The 17644-nt window shown below is 70.0% G+C and carries 18 protein-coding genes; 11 read left to right on the top strand and 7 right to left on the bottom strand.

Annotated elements, in window-relative coordinates:
* Positions 1-226: 226 nt before the first annotated feature.
* From AC08OV_RS09565 to AC08OV_RS09550, 4 genes are all read right to left on the bottom strand, one after another.
* Complete coding sequence (locus tag AC08OV_RS09565; protein WP_476615679.1) at positions 227-1729, bottom strand: NAD(P)/FAD-dependent oxidoreductase; 1503 nt, start codon at positions 1727-1729, stop codon at positions 227-229.
* 662 nt (positions 1730-2391) lie between these two features.
* Positions 2392-3435 carry an NAD-dependent epimerase/dehydratase family protein gene (locus tag AC08OV_RS09560; protein WP_476615678.1) on the bottom strand — a complete coding sequence of 348 codons (1044 nt, stop codon included), beginning with the start codon at positions 3433-3435 and terminating at the stop codon, positions 2392-2394.
* 108 nt (positions 3436-3543) lie between these two features.
* Positions 3544-4683: a sensor histidine kinase gene (locus AC08OV_RS09555; protein WP_476619558.1), complete on the bottom strand. Its 1140-nt coding sequence runs from the start codon at positions 4681-4683 to the stop codon at positions 3544-3546.
* A gap of 70 nt (positions 4684-4753) precedes the next feature.
* The gene (locus AC08OV_RS09550; protein ID WP_476619557.1) at positions 4754-5521 is read right to left on the bottom strand and encodes a response regulator; all 768 of its coding nucleotides are present in this window, start codon (positions 5519-5521) and stop codon (positions 4754-4756) included.
* A 197-nt stretch (positions 5522-5718) separates the two neighbouring features.
* Here AC08OV_RS09550 and AC08OV_RS09545 point away from each other — a divergent pair, with 197 nt between their 5' ends.
* From AC08OV_RS09545 to AC08OV_RS09535, 3 genes are read left to right on the top strand one after another with little or no spacing between them, the layout of a single operon-like run.
* Entirely contained in the window at positions 5719-6399 is a 681-nt protein-coding gene (locus AC08OV_RS09545) for a glycosyltransferase family 2 protein (protein ID WP_476613070.1), read from the top strand.
* Positions 6396-7118, top strand: a complete 723-nt coding sequence (locus AC08OV_RS09540; protein WP_476613069.1) for a TIGR04282 family arsenosugar biosynthesis glycosyltransferase — start codon at positions 6396-6398, stop codon at positions 7116-7118. The genes AC08OV_RS09545 and AC08OV_RS09540 overlap by 4 nt, the downstream gene beginning before the upstream one ends.
* Positions 7112-7828 carry a methyltransferase domain-containing protein gene (locus tag AC08OV_RS09535; protein ID WP_476613068.1) on the top strand — a complete coding sequence of 239 codons (717 nt, stop codon included), beginning with the start codon at positions 7112-7114 and terminating at the stop codon, positions 7826-7828. The genes AC08OV_RS09540 and AC08OV_RS09535 overlap by 7 nt, the downstream gene beginning before the upstream one ends.
* On the opposite strand, the gene AC08OV_RS09530 is transcribed toward AC08OV_RS09535, so the two are convergent.
* Positions 7761-8246, bottom strand: a complete 486-nt coding sequence (locus AC08OV_RS09530; RefSeq protein ID WP_476613067.1) for a hypothetical protein — start codon at positions 8244-8246, stop codon at positions 7761-7763. The genes AC08OV_RS09535 and AC08OV_RS09530 overlap by 68 nt on opposite strands.
* Positions 8243-9373, bottom strand: coding sequence for a molybdopterin-dependent oxidoreductase (locus AC08OV_RS09525; RefSeq protein ID WP_476613066.1), 1131 nt, complete (start codon positions 9371-9373; stop codon positions 8243-8245). Before AC08OV_RS09525 ends, AC08OV_RS09530 begins: the two co-directional genes overlap by 4 nt.
* Positions 9374-9620: 247 nt before the next feature.
* Here AC08OV_RS09525 and AC08OV_RS09520 point away from each other — a divergent pair, with 247 nt between their 5' ends.
* The 3 genes from AC08OV_RS09520 to AC08OV_RS09510 all read left to right on the top strand — a co-directional run bounded on the left by AC08OV_RS09520 (position 9621) and on the right by AC08OV_RS09510 (position 12539).
* A complete protein-coding gene (locus AC08OV_RS09520) occupies positions 9621-11054 on the top strand; it encodes a glycosyltransferase 87 family protein (protein WP_476613065.1) in 1434 nt (477 codons plus the stop codon).
* Positions 11055-11178: 124 nt separating this feature from the next.
* Entirely contained in the window at positions 11179-11412 is a 234-nt protein-coding gene (locus AC08OV_RS09515) for an AlbA family DNA-binding domain-containing protein (protein ID WP_476613064.1), read from the top strand.
* Between the two features lie 32 nt (positions 11413-11444).
* Complete coding sequence (locus tag AC08OV_RS09510; protein ID WP_476619556.1) at positions 11445-12539, top strand: ATP-binding protein; 1095 nt, start codon at positions 11445-11447, stop codon at positions 12537-12539.
* Positions 12540-12640: 101 nt separating this feature from the next.
* Here the strand turns inward: AC08OV_RS09510 and AC08OV_RS09505 are convergent, their stop codons facing one another.
* Positions 12641-12766 carry a hypothetical protein gene (locus tag AC08OV_RS09505; RefSeq protein ID WP_476613062.1) on the bottom strand — a complete coding sequence of 42 codons (126 nt, stop codon included), beginning with the start codon at positions 12764-12766 and terminating at the stop codon, positions 12641-12643.
* 162 nt (positions 12767-12928) lie between these two features.
* On the opposite strand from AC08OV_RS09505, the gene AC08OV_RS09500 reads away from it, so the two are divergent.
* The 5 genes from AC08OV_RS09500 to AC08OV_RS09480 form a co-directional block, all read left to right on the top strand.
* A complete protein-coding gene (locus tag AC08OV_RS09500) occupies positions 12929-13297 on the top strand; it encodes a hypothetical protein (protein WP_476613061.1) in 369 nt (122 codons plus the stop codon).
* A 74-nt stretch (positions 13298-13371) separates the two neighbouring features.
* Positions 13372-14331, top strand: coding sequence for an aKG-HExxH-type peptide beta-hydroxylase (locus AC08OV_RS09495; RefSeq protein ID WP_476619555.1), 960 nt, complete (start codon positions 13372-13374; stop codon positions 14329-14331).
* Positions 14318-15559 (top strand): radical SAM protein, encoded by a 1242-nt coding sequence (locus AC08OV_RS09490; RefSeq protein ID WP_476613059.1) that lies wholly within the window; start codon positions 14318-14320, stop codon positions 15557-15559. Before AC08OV_RS09495 ends, AC08OV_RS09490 begins: the two co-directional genes overlap by 14 nt.
* Positions 15556-16635: a hypothetical protein gene (locus AC08OV_RS09485; RefSeq protein ID WP_476613058.1), complete on the top strand. Its 1080-nt coding sequence runs from the start codon at positions 15556-15558 to the stop codon at positions 16633-16635. Before AC08OV_RS09490 ends, AC08OV_RS09485 begins: the two co-directional genes overlap by 4 nt.
* On the top strand, positions 16632-17644 hold a 1013-nt coding region (locus AC08OV_RS09480), incomplete at its 3' end, for a RiPP maturation radical SAM C-methyltransferase (protein WP_476619554.1). The genes AC08OV_RS09485 and AC08OV_RS09480, both read left to right, overlap by 4 nt.

Genomic DNA, 17644 nt, shown 5'->3' with positions numbered 1-17644 from the left:
TCGGAGCCCACGATGCGACAGCGAGATGTGAGGAACGTGCGAGCGTGGTGCGAACCACGTGGAAGGCCGGTTCCCGCGGTGGCGGACCCGGGCGGTACCTCGACGCGGCAGTACCTGGCCCGGCGGTACCTCGACGCGGCAACCGTCCGCCCCGGCGGATGCCTGCGGGCGGACGGTGCGTGCTCCGGCCGATCGATCGGGACGGAGGCCGGATCCGCGCTACGCGCTAGACCCGGGACGGTTGCCGGCTGTCCTCGTCCTTGCCCTCGTCCTTGGCCTGCGGCTGCATCGGCACGATCGTCCGGGCCCCCGTCCAGGACGGCGCCTCCTGACTCGCGTGCGGGGGCAGGGACGGTGCGAAGTCCGTTCCGAGGCGTTGGACCGCGACCCGAGCGAAGATCTGCTGCTCGGTGACGGTACGTTCCGACCGGCCCCGGCCGATGAAGCTCACCGTCCAGTGAAGCAGAGTGGTCAGCCGGTGCTTGAACCCGATGATATAGACGAGGTGCACGGCCAGCCAGACGAGCCAGGCGAAGAAGCCGCTGAACTGCACCTTGCCGATGCTCGCCACCGCGCTGAACCGCGAGATGGTAGCCATGCTGCCCTTGTCATGGTATTCGAACGGTCGGCCCGTCTGCTTGCCGGCGACCCAGGCCTGGATCTCCTTGGCGGCGTGCCGGCCGCCCTGGATCGCGACCTGCGCCACGCCGGGCAGCCGGTTGATGCTCGCCATGTCCCCGATGACGAACACCTCCGGATGGCCCGGCAGGGTGAGGTCGGGCAGCACCTCGATGCGGCCGGCGCGGTCGAGCCCCGCACCGGTCTGCTCGGCGAGCTGCCGGCCCAGCGGGCTCGCGGCAACGCCGGCGGCCCAGACCTTGCAGACCGAGTCGATGCGCCGGCGGGTGCCGTCGCTGTCCTCGACGTCGATGCCGGTCGCGTCGACATTGACGACTTTGGCGCCCAGCTGCACATCGACGCCGATTTTGGTCAGCTTGTCGGCCGCCTTCGCGCCGAGCCGCTCGCCGAACGGCGGCAGGACGGCGGGTGCGGCGTCCAGCAGGATGACTCGGGCCTTGGCGGGGTCGATGCTGCGGAAGTCCCGCCGCAGGGTCCGGCGCGAGAGTTCCGCGATCTGTCCGGCCATCTCCACGCCGGTGGGGCCCGCCCCGACGATGACGAAGGTCAGCAGCCGCTCCACGTCCGCGGGATCGGTGGACGCCTCGGCGAGCTCGAACATCCCGAAGATCCGGCCGCGCAGCTCGAGCGCGTCGTCGATGCTCTTCATGCCCGGGGCATGCGTGGCGAAATGGTCGTTGCCGAAGTACGACTGGCCCGCGCCCGCGGCGACGACGAGGCTGTCGTAGTGGTGCACGGTCGTGCGACCCAGCAACTGGGACGTGACCGTCCTTGCGTTCACGTCGATGGTGGTCACCTCGCCGAGGACGACCTGCGCGTTGTCCTGCCGGCTCAGTACCTCACGGGTGGTCGGGGCGATCTCGCCCTCGGACAGGATGCCCGTTGCCACCTGGTAGAGCAGCGGCTGGAACAGATGGTGCGTCGTCTTCGCGACGAGGGTGACCTCGACCGGTGCTTTGCGGAGGGCCTGCGCGGTGAACAGACCTCCGAAGCCAGACCCGATGATCACTACTCGGTGCGGGGAGGTGCTTCGCTCCTCGAGCCGTTCCGGTTCGCCGGCCTGCCCTGTCTGGGCGCTGTCCGTGGTCACGATCCTTCTCCGCTCAGCCTCTTGACTCCGGCGGTGCCCCTTGGCGCCGCGAAGACCATATACCTGATGGTGCCGGCCCCCGGCTACTATTTTCCGCCGTATATCCGAGATGGGATCGTGTTTATCGTCACCTCCTGTCGCCGGATAGCGTCGACGGGGCATGTGGCATGCAACACAATTCGTGGGCGATTGATACCTCGTCGAGTGGTGCGCCCAGTTCGGGGGCAACCGTGAGGTGGGCACTGAAGATCGTGTCTGGCCGGAAGGCGGCGGCGCATGGCCGAACGGAAATACGGCGAACCGGCTCCGCGGACGCGGGCGACCACCCGGTCTCTGGGCCCCGACGGCGGGGATCTGTCTGGCCAGAGCTATGATCATGTTTTCTTCGTGTGGTGGATTTGACTGAGCGCACCTTCTGGGGGTCCGGTTTAGCGCATCAGTCTATTCGGATACTGCTTTCACCATCTGCACCTTCATTCGGTGCTCGTTCTTTGACATGACGTTCGCGTCCTGCACGTTCACGGGCAGCTTTCACGGGCAGCTTTCACGGGCAGCATGTTCGGCGGATGCATCTTCGATCTCATGAAGGTGGCCGGCGGGGATTAGTCCTTCGTGGGTCTGCCCCGAGCGGGCCAGGGAGGATCGCGGATCCGGGGAGAACCTCAGTCTCGCAGTGGATCATGGGCGAAGGCCCGCATCCCCCCGGCGAAGTCGACCCGCGGCCGGTAGCCGAGAAGATCGCCTGCTCGGGCCGAGGACGCGGCGATGTGGCGGACGTCGCCGACCCGGGAGGTACCGGTCACGACGGGCTTCGGACCGCCGAAGGCACGAGCCAGCGCGTCCGCCATGTCCCCGACGGTGTGGGGATCACCGGAGCCGATGTTGAGGGGAACCAGCCGGCCGGGTGCCTGCGGCTGGTGGGACGCCAGCAGGTTGGCCTGCGCGACGTCGTGGACGTGCACGAAATCCCTCAGCTGCCGGCCGTCCTCGAAGACCTGCGGGGCCCGCCCGTGTTCCAGCGCACTGCGGAAGATCGACGCGACGCCGGCGTAGGGGGTGTCCCGGGGCATCCGCGGACCGTAGACGTTGTGGTAGCGCAGTGCCACGACGGTCCCGCCGGTTTCCGCCGCCCATGCCGCCGCGAGATGCTCCTGGGCGACCTTGGTCGCCGCATACGCGTTGCGGGGGTCCAAGGGGGCGTCCTCGTGGACCACGATGGGCGAGAGCGGCTGGTGGCACCGTGGGCACGGCGGCTCGAAACGGCCCGCGTCCAGGTCGGCGGCCTGCCGTGGTCCGGGGCGCACCGGTCCGTCCGTCGGGCAGCGGTAACCACCCTCGCCGTAGACCACCATGGAGCTCGCCAGGACCAGTCGCCCCACTCCGGCGCGGGCCATCGCCGCGAGCAGGACCGCGGTGCCGAGATCGTTGTTCGTGGCATACGCCGGAAGGTCGTCCAGATCGGCCCCTAGACCCACCATAGCGGCCTGGTGGCATACGACGTCGATCCCGCTCAGTCCTTCGGCGACCTGGCCCCGATCGGTCACGTCCCCAACGATCATCTCGGCGGCGTTGTTGACCTGGGGCTTCGTCCGGTGCACCGCCGGAAGCAGGGCGTCGAGGATCCTGGCCTCGTCGCCCGCCGCGACCAGCGCGTCGACAACGTGAGAACCGATGAAGCCGGCGCCACCGGTGACGAGAACCCGCATGACGCCGACGCTAGCGGTGCCGGGACGCGCTGGATCTTACGAACCGCGGAACGTCTCCGGCCCGGCCCCTGTGCCGGCGCCGTCGTAACCCCGGGCGGCGTCCGGACGTCAGGACGTGGGGAGCGCGACGACGAAGCGGCAGCCCTCCCGATGGTTGTGCACGGTGACGTCGCCCCCGTGCGCCTCGACGATGCCGCGGACGATCGCGAGGCCGATCCCCGACCGCATCCGTGGCTGGTGCGGGTGGTCGTCACCGCCGGGGGTCCGGGCCGACTCGCCCCGGAATCCGAGGTCGAACACGCGGGGCAGCTCCTCCTGCGGGATGCCGCCGCACCGGTCCGCCACGGCGAAGACCGCCCGGTCGGCGTCCGCGGTAGCGGTGATCTCCACCGTTCCGTCGTCGGGGGTGTGCCTGATGGCGTTGACGAGGAGATTGGTCAGCACGCGCCCCACCTCGGCCGCGTCGGCGTCGACGTACCCGGCGTGATCGGCCCGCCCGCTGACGACGACTCCCTTGGCCCGCGCGATCGGGTCCACCGCGGCGATCGCGTCCGAGACGACGTCGGCGACGCGCACCTTCTCCAGGCTCAGCCGCAGCGCACCGGCCTGCAGCCGGGCCAGTTCGAACAGGTCGTCGACCATGCCGGTCAGCCGCTCGGCGTCGGCGAGCATCAGCCGGTGGTAGCGGGCCGTCGTCTCGGCGTCCGTGACCAGGCCGTCCTGCAGGGCCTCGGCCGTCGCCCGGATTCCCGCGAGCGGGGTTCTCAGGTCATGACTGATCCAGGCCACCAGCTCGCGGCGACTCGCCTCCAGGGCCCGTTCCCGTTCCCGCGCCTCGACTAGGCGGACATGGGTCGCGTCCAGGGCCGTCGCCAGCGCGCTGAGCTCGGCGGTCGGAACACGGCCGGCGCCGCGATAGCCCGGCTCGCCCAGGGCCGCCGTCGCTCGGGTCAGCGTCCCGATCGCCGCCACGACCGGGCCACCCAGGCGCACCGCGGATGCCGACGCCACCACCGCCGACACGGCGACCACGATGAGCACGACCCGCAGGTCGTGATCGGAGAGGAACATTGCCTGCGCCGTGCCGGCGACCCCCGCCGTCACCGCGACGACCGGTAGTACGCTCAGTGACGCGGCTGTCGCCCACAACGGCCGCTTCCGGAGCGCCCGCAGCAACGGCAGGCCGGTGAGCGCGGCCGCTGTCGAACAGCCGAGCGCGATCCCCATGACCTCCAGGTCGGCGTTCATCGGGGCCTCGCTCTCGCTCTCGCTCGCCGCCCGCCCGTGAGGTCGTCGTCCCGCCGCACCGCCTCGGGTCTCATCCTCGGTGTCGTCCCTCGTCCGGTGCCGCCACCTGTCCGGTGGGGGTGCTGTCGGGGCGCGGGGTGCTGTCGGGGCGCGGGGTGCCGGGATCGTAGCGGTACCCGACTCCCCACACTGTGACAAGCATCCGGGGAGCGGTCGGATCATCCTCGATCTTCTCCCGCAGTCGGCGGATGTGCACGGTGACCGTCGAGGGGTCGCCATAGCTCCATCCCCACACCTGTTCGAGCAGCTCGCCCCGGGTGAAGGCGCGGCCGGGCCGGCGCAGCAGGAAGGCTAGCAGATCGAACTCGCGCACCGTCAGCCCGAGCGGCACCCCGTGCCGGGTGGCGGTCCGCGCGGCCGTGTCGACGACGAGGGTGCCGGCCCGCAGGACGCCGGCCTCCGCGCCCGGCGCCGCTTCGTTCGCCCGCCGCAGCACCGACTGCACGCGCAGGGTCAGCTCCCGCGGCGAGAACGGCTTGGTCACGTAGTCGTCGGCGCCGATCTCCAGACCGGTGATGCGATCCGGCTCGTCGGCACGTGCGGTCAGCATGATCACTGGTACCGGTCGGTGCGCCCGGAGCCGGCGGAACACCTCGATGCCATCGAGACCGGGCAGCATCAGGTCGAGGACGACGAGGTCCGGTGGGGTTGTCTCGGCCACCCGCAGGGCCGTGGGCCCGTCCGCGGCGCGGTCGACGTCGAAGCCGGCGTTGCGCAGGTAGCGGTCGACGACCTCGGAGACGAGGGCGTCGTCGTCGACGATGAGCACACGGGCCACCCGGCCACGATAGGTAAGGCGACGGCCACCTTGACCATGATCGGCTCGGAGGTCTCCGCTTCGTAATGTTCCGCTTCGTCATGCTCGTAATGATCGTCATGTTTGTCGTCGTGTCCGTGCCGAGCCGCCGGACGGGACCCGGGCATTCCTTGTTCCGTAAGGGTTGATCACGCGCGGGCGGTACTACAGTCCCGATCATGTTCACGCAACGTAGTGGGATCGGGGCCTCCGTCGACGTCGTCCTTCCCTGCCTGGACGAGGCCGGGGCGCTACCCTGGGTGTTGGATCGGATGCCCGTCGGCTACCGGCCGATCGTCGCGGACAACGGATCGCGCGACGGTTCCCGCCAGGTGGCGCTGGAACGCGGGGCGGTTGTCGTCGACGTGCCCGAGCGCGGCTACGGCGCTGCCGTGCACGCCGGGCTGCTCGCCGCGGACGCCGACATGGTCGGCGTGTGCGACGCGGACGCCTCCCTCGACCCCGCCGAGCTTCCCGGTCTCGTCGCGCAGTTGCTGGCCGGCCGGGCCGATCTGGTTCTTGGCCGCCGTCGCCCGACCTCGATGCGGGCCTGGCCGCCGCACGCCCGATTCGGGAACGCGCTGGTCGCCGGGCGGCTGCGCCGGCGCGGCGTTCCCGTCCATGATCTGGGCCCGATGCGGGTGGCCCGCCGGGAGGACCTGCTCCGACTGCCCGTGGCCGACCGCCGGTTCGGCTATCCGCTGGAACTGCTGCTGCGGGCAGCCCAGGCCGGTTGGCGGATCATCGAGACCGACGTGGCCTACACCCCTCGGGTCGGGCGCTCCAAGGTGACCGGGACACCGCTCGGCGCCGCCCGGACGGCCCGGGACATGTCCGCCCTGTTGGCGAGCCTCCGGTGAGGCTGCTCGTGATGGCGAAGGAGCCGGTACCCGGGCGGGTCAAGACCCGCCTCACGCCGCCCCTGCGCCCGGACCAGGCGGCGGCCGTCGCGGCGGCCGCGCTCGCGGACACGCTGGCCGCGGTTGAGGAGCTGACCGGCCTGCCCGGGTTCGACGCACTGTGCCCGGTCCTCGTCCTCGACGGCGCGGTCGGCCCGTGGCTGGAGACCTCGTTCGCACGAATCCCGGCCGGACGAATCCCGGCCGGACGAACCGCGGGCGGACGAATCGCGATCGAAGTGATGCCGCAGGTATCGGGGCCGTTCGACGTCAGGCTCGCCGCCGCCTTCGACGCCGGCAGCGAGCCGACCTTGCTCATCGGGATGGACACCCCCCAGGTGACTGCCGCCCTGCTCGCCTCCGCCTGCCACGCGCTGCACGCGACCGACGCGGTGTTCGGTCCCGCCGCGGACGGAGGATGGTGGGCACTCGGCCTGACCACCCCCGACGGCGATCTTCTCCGTGGCGTGCCGACCTCGCGCCCGGACACCGGCGCACGGCAACGGGCCCGCCTGTCCGAAGCCGGCCTGACGGTCACAACCCTGCCGACGGTGCGTGACGTCGACACCATGGCCGACGCCGACGCGGTCGCCCGGCTCGTGCCCGGTGGGCGCTTCGCCGCGGCGCTGCGCGCCACGCAAGGGGATCGCATCGCCGCCGGCCGGGCCACCGCGTGTTGACCGGCGTCCCCGACGGCCGGTGGGGACCGACGACCGTCTACGAGGCGGGACTGCGTTCCGCCGGTGGACAGCTGTGGATGCGCCGTCCCGACGGGCGACGCGACCCGCTGCCGGTGAACCGCTGGCGTGGCACTCTGCCCCCGGCGGCGCCGACCCCGCGCACCTGCTCCACCGGGGCGCTGTCCCCGGGGGATCTGTCGTTGTTGCGTCACTGCGGCGGCCCGACCCTCGACGTCGGCTGCGGGCCCGGCCGGCTCGCGGCTGCGCTCGCGGCCCGCGGGGTGCCGGCCCTCGGCATCGACGTCGCGCCGTTCGCGGTGCACCTGACCCGGCGGGCCGGTGCGCCGGCGCTACGGCGGGACGTGTTCGGCCGGGTACCTGCCGAGGGACGATGGGCCGCGCTGCTGCTCGCCGACGGGAACATCGGCATCGGCGGCGACCCGATCCGGTTGTTGCGCCGGGCCGGGGAACTCCTCGCCCCCTCCGGCCGGGTGCTCGTCGAACTCGAACCGCCGGGCACCCAGACCGGCCCGATGCGGGTCCGGCTGGAGGACGCGACCGGCCGGGTGTCGCGGCCCTTCTCCTGGTGCCTGGTGGACGGGGACGACCTGACCGGCCTCGCGCCGGACGCCGGACTGCTAATCACCCGGACCTGGTGCAGCGCCGGCCGGCACTTCGCCGCGCTGCGCCGGCGTCTCCCGACCGGATGATTCCCCGCCGGGCGCGGACCGCCCGACTCACCATGAGGGCCGCCGCGCCGGCCCAGACCACTCCGAGGACGAGCGCGAGGTTGCGTCCGTACGGCAGCGGGTTCACCGTCGGGTTCCCAGGGTCCCCACCGTAGCCACGCCACAGCGGGAGCGACGATAGGGCGACCGCCGCACTCACTAGCAGCGCGCCCTGTGCGACGGACCGGTAGGGCGGTGGGACCAACCGGGCGAGCAGGAAGCCGACGAGCATCGTCGCGGGCACGAGCAACGCGTCATGGACCAGGACCCCGCCGATCAGCCAGACCACGGTGTTCGGCGGCCGGGTGGCCTGCTGGTGGGCGAGCACGCCGTCGACCCCGTAACCGATTGCGGCCAGCCCGGCCGCCACCGCGACACCGCGCAGTACGACGGCGTTCATACCATCACCACCCGATGTACCCATTTCGTCTGGAGGACCCCGGGCCGGTTCGGCGCGATGAGCCGGGCCGGATAACCGTGGTCGAGGTCGAGGCCGGCGCCGTTCACCCCGGTCGCGAGCAGGGTCAACGAGTCCCGGGCGTGCGAGGGGCTGACGTCGCTTGCCCGGTAGCCCCCGCGGGCCTCGAGGGACTCGACCCGGACCGTCGCGTCGGCGGGGATCATGGCGGCGTCCAGCAGATCCCGCAGCCGCGGCCCGTGCCAGGTGGCGTCCGCGGCCCATCCCTCGACGCAGGTGATCGGCAGCTTCGAGCTGTACCGACGCAGCGCGTACAGCTCCTCGATGGTGTACACCATCCGGCGCGGACCGACCACCTCCAGCCGGTACCCGGGGTCACGGGCGAGGGAGGTGACCCGCGCGGCTCGCGCCGTGCGGTTCACCGGGAGCCCCTGCGGGCCGATGTCGGGCCGCCGCGGCGCGAGCAGGTCCAGCCGGGCCAGGCCCGGGACCGACTGGCCAGCGGTCGTCGCCACGATTACCCCGGCGGCGGTCCCCGTCGCGAGGCCGAGGCCGCGCCGCGTCAGACTGCCCGTCCCCGGGGCGGCGCCGGTCATGGTGGTGGCGGCGCCGGTCATGGTGGTGGCGGCGCCGTTCAGGGGCGCGCGCTCATGGCGGCGACGGCCCACGTTCGCCCGGACGACGGTGAGCTTCGCGACGATGTGGAGGACCAGCGCGCCGATTGTGATCCAGGCGACCCAGTAATGGGTCACGGTGAAGAAGAAGTGGAACCGGTACCACTGCGCGATGTTCGCGATGCCCGTGCTGAGCTGGAAGATCGCCCCTGCGATCAACGGCACGATCGTTATCCGCTCCACCGCATGGGCGACGGAACGGATCGGGGGCCATTCCCACAGCAGCGGATACACCGTCCACAGCTTCGCCAGCAGCAGTGGGACGCTCGCGAGTCCGGTGGTCACGTGCAGGCCCTGGGTCACCCGGTACAGCCAGACGGGTCGGGAAGGCCATTCCAGCCAGGACGGCGGATGCTGCATGAAATGCGACACCAGCCCGGTCAGAAAGCATGTTCCGAAGGCGATCCCGAGCCAGATGCCGAGGAGAGCCGCCATCCGTGGATCGTGCAGCCGACTGGGGAATGCGTTTTCGCGCAGGGGGCCGCGCCGCAGGACCGGGGGTGGTTCCGGCAGCTTTTCGGTCAGCAGACGAGGCAACCGACGGGGCAACTGGCGAGGCAATTGTCGCACGAATGCACGGTAGGCCGCCGGGACCACTCGCGACCGAGTACCGGCATTACGGAACGAGGAAGGCCCGGCGCGGTGTTCCCGCGCCGGCGCTGCGCCTGCCAGTCTCGGGACCATGCCCAGAACCCGCACCGCGCCACGCCTCAGGCCCGCCCTGGCCCTGGCCGGGGCGGGTGTCGGGCTCGCGGGTCTGCTCGCGGCGCAGCGCGCCGTCCTCGCGGCGCCGGGATACCTGCCCGGCCGGGCAGGGGTGCTCTACCCCGTCATGCTCTGGTGGGCGCTCGGTGTCGCCACAGCCGCGCTGCTGGTCCACGCGGCCCCGCGCCGGTTGGCTGTCGCCATGCTGCTCGGCGGAATTGTCGCCATCCACGCCGTCGCGGCCACCACCGGCCCGCAGCTCTCCGACGACCTGTACCGCTACGCCTGGGACGGTCGGGTCCAGGCCGCCGGGATCGACCCCTACCGGTACGGCCCGCTCGCTCCGGAACTGGCCCGGCTGCGCGATCGCTGGCTGTTCCCGGATCCGGCCGGGTGCGCGGCGATCGGGCGCGGGCCGCACTGTATCCGGCTGAACTACCCGCGCGCCCACACCATCTACCCGCCGGTGGCGCAGGCGTACTTCACCGCCGTTCATGTCCTGCCGGGGCCGCCGCGCGAACACAAACTCCAGCTCTACGCCTCGCTGACGTCCCTGGCACTGGTCGGGCTGATGACGCGGATGCTGGTGGCGCGAGGCCGTGACCCGCGCCACGCGGCCTTCTATGCGTTCTCGCCGCTCGCCGGCCTGGAGATCGGTTCCGATGCGCACGTCGACGTCCTCGGGGCCGTGCTGGCGCTCAGCGCTCTGGCGGTCCTCACCGCCCGGTCCCATCCGCTGCGGACGGGGGTCGCCGGGGCACTGCTCGGCGGCGCGGTGGCGGTGAAGCTGTACCCGGCGTTGCTGCTGCCCGCGGCGGCCCGGCGCCGGCCCGTCACGCTCGCCGGGGCCGCCGCCGGGGTGGTCGTGCTGTCCTACCTGCCGCACATCCTCGCCGTCGGTACACAGGCGCTGGGCTTCCTCCCGCAGTACCTCGACGTCGAGGGCTACGGCGAGGGCAGCCGCTTCCTCCTGCTCGCCGGGCTGCTGCACCTGGACGGATCCGCGGCGAAGGCGGCAGCGGCCACCCTGCTGGCGGCGGTCACGGTCGCCGTGCTGCGGACCGATCCACAGCGGGTTCCCGTCGAACGGGCCGCGCTGTGGCTGGTCGGTGCCGCGTTCCTTGTCGCGACCCCGGTCCAGCCCTGGTACGGGGTGCTGCTGGCGGCGCTCGCCGTCATCGCCGGGCGGCTGGAATGGCTCGCCGTCGCCGCGGCCGCGCACCCCGTCTACGTCTCGCTGTTCACGGATCTGCCCGGCGACGCGTGGACCTTGCGGGTGTATTCCTACGCCGTCGGCGGTGGCGTCGTGCTCGCCGCGACCGGTCTGCGCCGGTGGACCGGCCGACGGCTGGCGGCCGCCGAGCGCGCTGCCGCACCCGCGGCCCCATCCGTCGTCGAACCCCGGCTATGACGACCGTCGGCGCCCGGCGCCGAGGTGCGGACGGATCTTGATCGGCGACTTGTTGGGCTCGGTCCGGACCCACGGCCTCGCCAACTATCATGCTAGCTAGCATGATAGTTGGCGAGGCGACTTGATGCTCGATGCCGAGCTCGCGGACATCGTCGACAACCTCCGCGCCATCGGTGCGGACATCGCCGACGTCGAGGTGAAGAAGGCGCAGGGTGGGCTGCCGAAGTCGCTGCGCGAGACACTCTCGGGGTTTGCCAACACGCGAGGTGGCGTGATCATCCTTGGGCTGGACGAAGCCCTGGGCTGGACGAAGCCCAGGGCTTCGTTGCGACCGGACTGCCTGATCCGGCGAGGCTGACAGCCAATCTCGGCTCGATGTGTTCCGAGGACATGGAGCCTCCGCTGCGACCGCTGATCAAGATTCATCACTTTGAAGGCGTCCAGGTTCTGGTCGCCGAGGTCCCCGAGCTAGATCCCGCTCAGAAGCCCTGCTACTCGCGCGGAGCCGGCATCACCAAGGGCAGCTATGTCAGAGTAGGCGATGATGATCGTCGGCTGTCGGCCTATGAGGTCCAGGTGATGTTGTCCTCACGTGGGCAGCCCCGTGAGGACGAGCAGGCCGTCCACGGTGTTGGTCTGGATCATCTGGATGCGGCCGGTGTCGACGTGTTGATCGCCCGGCTAAGGGTCAGCAGGCCGTATGCGTTCAAGGATCTGGACCGGTTGGCGGTGCTGCGCCGTGCCAGGGTGCTCGTGCCTGGAAACGATGGCGAAGACGTGGTCTCGCTGGCAGGGCTGCTGGCGCTCGGCAGCTATCCGCAGGAGCACTTCCCGCAACTGATGGTCACCTTCGTGCGCTACCCGACCGAGACCGGCGGCCGGTCCACTGAACGGTTCCTGGACAACGTGACGTTGGAAGGCCCGGTCCCGGTCATGGTCCGCGACACGCTGATGACCGTCCGCCGCAACATGTCCCGCCGGGCGGTCATCGGAGGCGTGGGCCGGCAGGACGTCTGGGAGTACCCGGAGACCGCTCTGCGCGAGGCGGTCGTCAACGCGCTGGTCCACCGTGACCTTGCCGGTGGCGCCCGCGGCACCCAGGTCCAAGTCGAGATGTACCCCGACCGTCTGGTCATTCGCAATCCCGGTGGGCTGTTCGATCCTGTCACGGTCGACAGCCTCGGCGAAGAAGGCATCTCCTCGGCCCGCAACGCCACCCTTATCAAGATTCTCGAGGACGTCCCGATCCCCGGCGAGACCCGCACCGTCTGCGAAAACCGCGGGTCGGGCATCCGCGCCATGCTCGACTCCCTGCTCGCCGCGGGCATGAGCCCGCCGGAGCGAATGGGCGAGGTGACCGTGGCCGATGTCCGTCCCGCGGTCCCTGAGCAACGCGTCGCCCGCATCGACGACTGGGCTGAGGCTGTGTGGCGGGCCTGGTCGGACCAGCACGAGACAGTGCGTGGCTGGTCGCAGCCGCCCTGAGCAGGAGCCGCTGGGCGACGTCCCGTCGATGCTCCGCGCCACTGTCCTCGGCGATGACCGCGACCGCCAAGGCCGCGAAGCGCAACATGGCTGGATGACGACTACCGGCCGCCCCAGGTCTCCAGCCAGCGCAACGCCACCCAGTCGCCGTCGATACGCGCCGAGGCGACCAGCCCGCAGAACAGCCGGGCCGGATGCGGCGGGCACTCCGGTTCGTTCGGCCGCAACCCAGCCGCGTCATACTGGCCCTCCCGCGGCCGGAGGCCGGTCCCCGGCCAGCGCCAACGTAGCGATTCGACCGGCCAATATTGCGTAAGGCTATTGCACTTCTCCGCATCCTATGGTCCCATGGTCCGGGAAGTCTCGCCATAATCTCAGGGGGGTGCGGCGTGCCAGACTCCGCGGAAGAACGCGTTCAGGCAGCGCTCAAAGGCGTGATCGAAGCAAACTTGGCAAGGGAGCGCGTCTTCGACGAGGCGGGTTCAGGCGACGCGGGTACAGGCGACGGGACTGCAGCGGTCTCTCACCACTCGAACGGCATCATCTTCAGTAGGTCAACCAACGGAACGTCTCATTCCAACGGCATTTTTTTCAGCCGGACCGGCGCGGTCGAAATCGAGCCCGCCGTCCTCGAGCAGTCTGAGGCCATAAGCGGGTTGGCTGAATTGGACGAGGTGGCGTTCAACGCGTTCACGGAACGACTGCTCAGGCTGCAGCAGGCCAAGGCGGCCACGCAGAACAAGCACATCGGGCAGTGACCGAGAGCCCATGGGAATGGCGTCCTGACGCCGGCGCGTGGACCGCCTCGCTGATCGAGAGGGTTGACCGGTGGATGCCGGTCCAGACGTTGAAGCTGGACGCCGAACGCGTCCGTGCCGTCATCGTCGACAATGCGCTCGTAGCCAGTCCGTGGCTACGCCATCCCCTCATGAGTCGGCTTACTAAGCCCGAGCCCGTGGACGGCAGCCGCGACGTCGCCCTCGCCGCTTGGGCCGCCGCGAGCACCGCGGCCGATCTGGGCGCTGTCGAGCTGACCGAGAAGATCGTGTTGTGGACAGGTGCGGGGGACGAGGTGGTCGACGCCGGTCGCCACGAACTCGAGGCACTCGGCGCACTGGTCGCCCAACCTGCACCTGTCCCGCTCGGGCTCGATCTTTGGTGTCGGGCCACCGGCGTCGTCACCCCGGGTTCGTGGCCGTCGCTGCCGTCGTCGGCGGTCGTTGAACGAGAGCCGGAGATCCAAGTGTCGATCGGGCGCTACCTGCGCACGGTGGGCGTGCTGGCCAACCGCTGCCCGGACCTGATGAGTTGGATCACGTCGGCCACTGCTGTCGTCCGTCCGCTCGCGCCGATCGCCGACACGGCGCGAAGTTGCCACGACCCCGACGTTCCCGGTCTCATTGAAGCCGACATCTCCAAGGGGACCGCGCAGACCATCGAGCTTGTGGTCCACGAGACTGCGCACCACCACCTACGTATCGCGCAGGCGGCTGGCGACCTGGTCGATCCCGCGCACGACGGCACGTACACCTCGCCGTTACGCGCCGAACCCCGTCCGTTGTTCGGAATCCTGCTTGCTTACCATGCACTCGCGTACATCTGCGTCGCCCTAGCCGAGGCAGCCAAGGCAGGCATCATCGCCCCCGAGGTCGACGAAGCGGTCGCGAAGGACCTCGGCCGTCATCGGGACGACGCACGGGAAGTTCTGCAGAACGCCGGCTCTCATCTCACCGACGCCGGTGCCGCCTTCGTACTCCGCACCCACGGAGTAGCCGATCATGTCCTCGCCTGAACGCATTCACCTCCTGCCTACTCGCAGCCAGGAGTCGGCGCCAGACCACGCCTCTCAGTTTGCCGGAAAATCTCTCGCGTTCGTCTTCAAAATTGCATCTCGGTGCAACCTCGACTGCAGCTACTGCTATGTTTATAATAAAGGTGACAATACCTGGCGGGACCGCCCGGTCGTCATGCGCGACGACGTCGTCGAGGCGGCGCTTGGTCGCATCGAGGCGTGGTGCGAGGCGACCGGCCAGCGGCGAGTGCGGATAACGTTCCACGGCGGCGAACCCCTGCTCGCCGGCCGAGCACGTGTGGACCGCTGGTGCCGGCGCATCCGAGAGCGGCTGGCTGGCACGGCCCGGGTCGACTTCAACCTGCAGACCAACGCCACCCTGATCGACGACGACTGGGCGGAGCTCTTCGTCGAGCACCGCATCGAAATCGGCGTGTCGATCGACGGCCCCGCGGAGATTCATGACGCCGCCCGAGTGGACCGGCGCGGCGCCGGGTCGCATGAGCGCGTGGTGAGCGGAATCGACTGTCTGAGAAGACACGGCGTAGGGATGGGTGCGCTCGCAGTCGTCCAGTTCGGAGCCGACAGTGTTTCGATCCACCGGCACATCACTTCGCTGGGTTTCCGCACCATGAACTACCTCCTCCCCGACTTCACCCATGACACTGTGGCCGAGGTGCGCCGGGCCCACGGCCCGACACCGTGTGCAGACTACCTACTACCGGTCTTCGACGAGTGGTGGGTCAACGACCCGGTGTCGACTAGAATCCCACTTTTCGTGGCCGTTTCGCGACTTGTGCTCGGTGGTCGCTCCAACATCGACATGGTCGGGAACGAACCGTTCGGATTCGTGTTCATCGAACCCGACGGCGCCGTCGAGGATCTCGACGCCCTCAGGGTCTGTCGGCACGGCATGGCTGGGACGGGCCTCAGCGTGTTCGCCAACGACGTGTCCAACGTGGGCGCGCTCTCAGCGCTGCACCGTGCGGCGATGTTCGACGGACTACCGGTGCCGACGGGTTGCCAGACCTGCCCGGAGGCGACCACGTGTTCCGGCGGCTACCTGCCTCATCGCTGGTCATCGAACGCGGCGTTCGACAACCCGAGCGTGTGGTGCGCTGACCTGCTCGCGCTGTTCGCTCACGTCCGTAAGCGCCTCGACGTCGACATCGAGGAGACAGCCCTGCGCCGCCAGGCTCTCGCCGAGATGACCCGAGTGGTCGTATGAGCCTGGACGACGTCGGCGAGGCCTTGACCTGGCTCGACGGGACCACGCTCATCGACACGCTCGACAGCGCCGTCGTCGACAGAACAGCGGAGGCCTTGCGGCGTCGGTCCGGCGCCGGTGCCGTCACCGCGATCACGCAGCTCGACGAGCATCGGCAGCGGCGCGTGCTGCGCGCGCCGGAAGTCACCCGGCGCTTGCTGTTCGCCACGACTGGACCCGACGACGTCGAAGCTTTTCTCGCCGCGGCGGTCGGGGTCGAGATGACGCTCGCCGGCAAGGGACCGCCCCCGACGAAACCTTCCTGGTCGGCACTGGGAGATGTCTACGTGCGCCCGGACGGCACCACCGACGGGTGGCCGCAGCTGCCCGGCGACCGCACCATGGCGCTGGACTTCGGCAGCCCGAGAGGTCGCGGCATTGACCTGAGCGGACGATTCGAGCGTACGAACGCCTCCCGGCCGTCGTTCACCGTCGACCAGGTGAACACGATCCATCGACGCCTCGTCGAGACCATGTCCTCGCTTGCTGGGCTGTCGAGCGCCGTCGAGCCCTTCGTGCAGCGTGCCACCTGCGTCCTGGTGCTGCAGATCGATCCTGACGGCGCTGACCACGTCGCCTCGGGCACGAACGGCAACTACATCGGCCGGTCGTTCGTGACCAACCCGCACCACCCTGAGGCCTCGCTGGACTGTCTCGCCGAGGGCGTCGTCCATGAAGCCATACACGGCCTGCTATACCGAGAGTGCCTGCAACGCCCGTGGGTGGGCGGCGACGCCGCTGTCGAGGTGCCGTGCGTCCGGTCGCCCTGGACCGGGCGCCTACTTCCCGTTCGACCGTTCCTGGAGGCAGTCCACGTGTGGTTCGGTCTCGCGCACCTGTGGGCGCTCGGGAGCAGAACGGCGGGTTTCGAGCCCCGCGCCGTCCGGGCCCGCCTCGTTCGCAGTGTCCGGGGTTTCGCCCAGGGCTCGGTAGCGGACCTGGTCCGGCCGTGGTGGCCGGACATCAGGCGCGAGGTCGTCGAACGGATCGACGGGCTTCAGGCACACGTCGTCGATGCGCTGCCGGACGTCTCGTGAAGAGCATCAGCGTCGTCGCGATGCCATGGGCGTCTCCGGAGACGCCGAGTATCCAGATTGGCATCCTGACCGCCGTCGCCGAACGCGCCGGGCTGCCCGTCAACGCCCACAGCCTCCAGCTCGAAGCGGCGGGCTACTTCGCCGGCAACGGCATCGCCCCGACGCTGTACGACGCCGTCGTGCGGCGCTGGTGGAGAGTCGGGCTAGGTGAGTGGATCTTCAAGGATCCCGGGCGGCGGGTACAGGAGTGGAGCGACTACGTCGACTACCTGCGGCGGGAACAGGTGCCGGACGCGGTCGTCGATGCTGCATTGGGCATGAGGGAACTTACTGACGCGTTCCTGTCTGCGTCGGCCGACGAGATCCTCGCAACCGAGCCGGCGGTGGTCGGTTTCACTACGACGTTCTCGCAGACGGTGCCCTCGTTGGCACTTGCCCGCCGGCTGAAGTCGAAAGATCGCGACCTCGTCGTCGTGTTCGGCGGCGCCAACTGCGACGCCGAGCTGGGGACCGCGTTGCACCGGCTCTACGACGAGGTCGACTACGTCGTCCAAGGCGACGCCGAGCGTACCTTCGGGCCGCTGTGCACCGAACTGTTGGCCGGACGCCGGCCTGGGAGCGGTCCCGGCCTGCTCGCCCGTGGGAGCGGTGACGAGGGCTCACGCGTTCACCGCATCGCCATGTCGGAAGCGCTGACCCCGGTGTACGACGAGTACTTCGAGCGGCTTGCCCGGTCGCCGCTACGCGAGTCGTTGTCGTCCCGGACGCGCCTGGTCGTCGAGACCTCCCGAGGGTGCTGGTGGGGGGAGCGTCACCACTGCACGTTCTGCGGGCTGAACGGGTCGAGCATGACCTTCCGGGCCAAAGCCCCGGACCAGGTCGTGGACGAAATCGAGTTTCTCGCCCGCCGCCACCGCAGGGTGGAGTTCGACGTCGTCGACAATATCCTGGATCCCAAGTTCTTCGACAGCGTGTTGCCTGAGCTCGCCAAACGGCGCAAGGCCGGCCA

This window comes from Frankia sp. CeTa3Moorea (genome assembly GCF_978021225.1).
Note: the sequence above shows the minus strand (reverse complement) of the source record. Positions and strands in the feature narration are given on the sequence as shown.

What these genes read in the sequence shown, in the direction of transcription:
- AC08OV_RS09525 (WP_476613066.1), bottom strand. Translation starts at nt 9,373, where the DNA reads ATGGCGGCTCTCCTCGGCATCTGGCTCGGGATCGCCTTCGGAACATGC.
- AC08OV_RS09490 (WP_476613059.1), top strand. Translation starts at nt 14,318, where the DNA reads ATGTCCTCGCCTGAACGCATTCACCTCCTGCCTACTCGCAGCCAGGAG.
- AC08OV_RS09485 (WP_476613058.1), top strand. Translation starts at nt 15,556, where the DNA reads ATGAGCCTGGACGACGTCGGCGAGGCCTTGACCTGGCTCGACGGGACC.
- AC08OV_RS09555 (WP_476619558.1), bottom strand. Translation starts at nt 4,683, where the DNA reads ATGAACGCCGACCTGGAGGTCATGGGGATCGCGCTCGGCTGTTCGACA.
- AC08OV_RS09510 (WP_476619556.1), top strand. Translation starts at nt 11,445, where the DNA reads ATGGAGCCTCCGCTGCGACCGCTGATCAAGATTCATCACTTTGAAGGC.
- AC08OV_RS09560 (WP_476615678.1), bottom strand. Translation starts at nt 3,435, where the DNA reads ATGCGGGTTCTCGTCACCGGTGGCGCCGGCTTCATCGGTTCTCACGTT.
- AC08OV_RS09515 (WP_476613064.1), top strand. Translation starts at nt 11,179, where the DNA reads ATGCTCGATGCCGAGCTCGCGGACATCGTCGACAACCTCCGCGCCATC.
- AC08OV_RS09545 (WP_476613070.1), top strand. Translation starts at nt 5,719, where the DNA reads ATGTTCACGCAACGTAGTGGGATCGGGGCCTCCGTCGACGTCGTCCTT.
- AC08OV_RS09495 (WP_476619555.1), top strand. Translation starts at nt 13,372, where the DNA reads ATGCCGGTCCAGACGTTGAAGCTGGACGCCGAACGCGTCCGTGCCGTC.
- AC08OV_RS09520 (WP_476613065.1), top strand. Translation starts at nt 9,621, where the DNA reads ATGCCCAGAACCCGCACCGCGCCACGCCTCAGGCCCGCCCTGGCCCTG.
- AC08OV_RS09530 (WP_476613067.1), bottom strand. Translation starts at nt 8,246, where the DNA reads ATGAACGCCGTCGTACTGCGCGGTGTCGCGGTGGCGGCCGGGCTGGCC.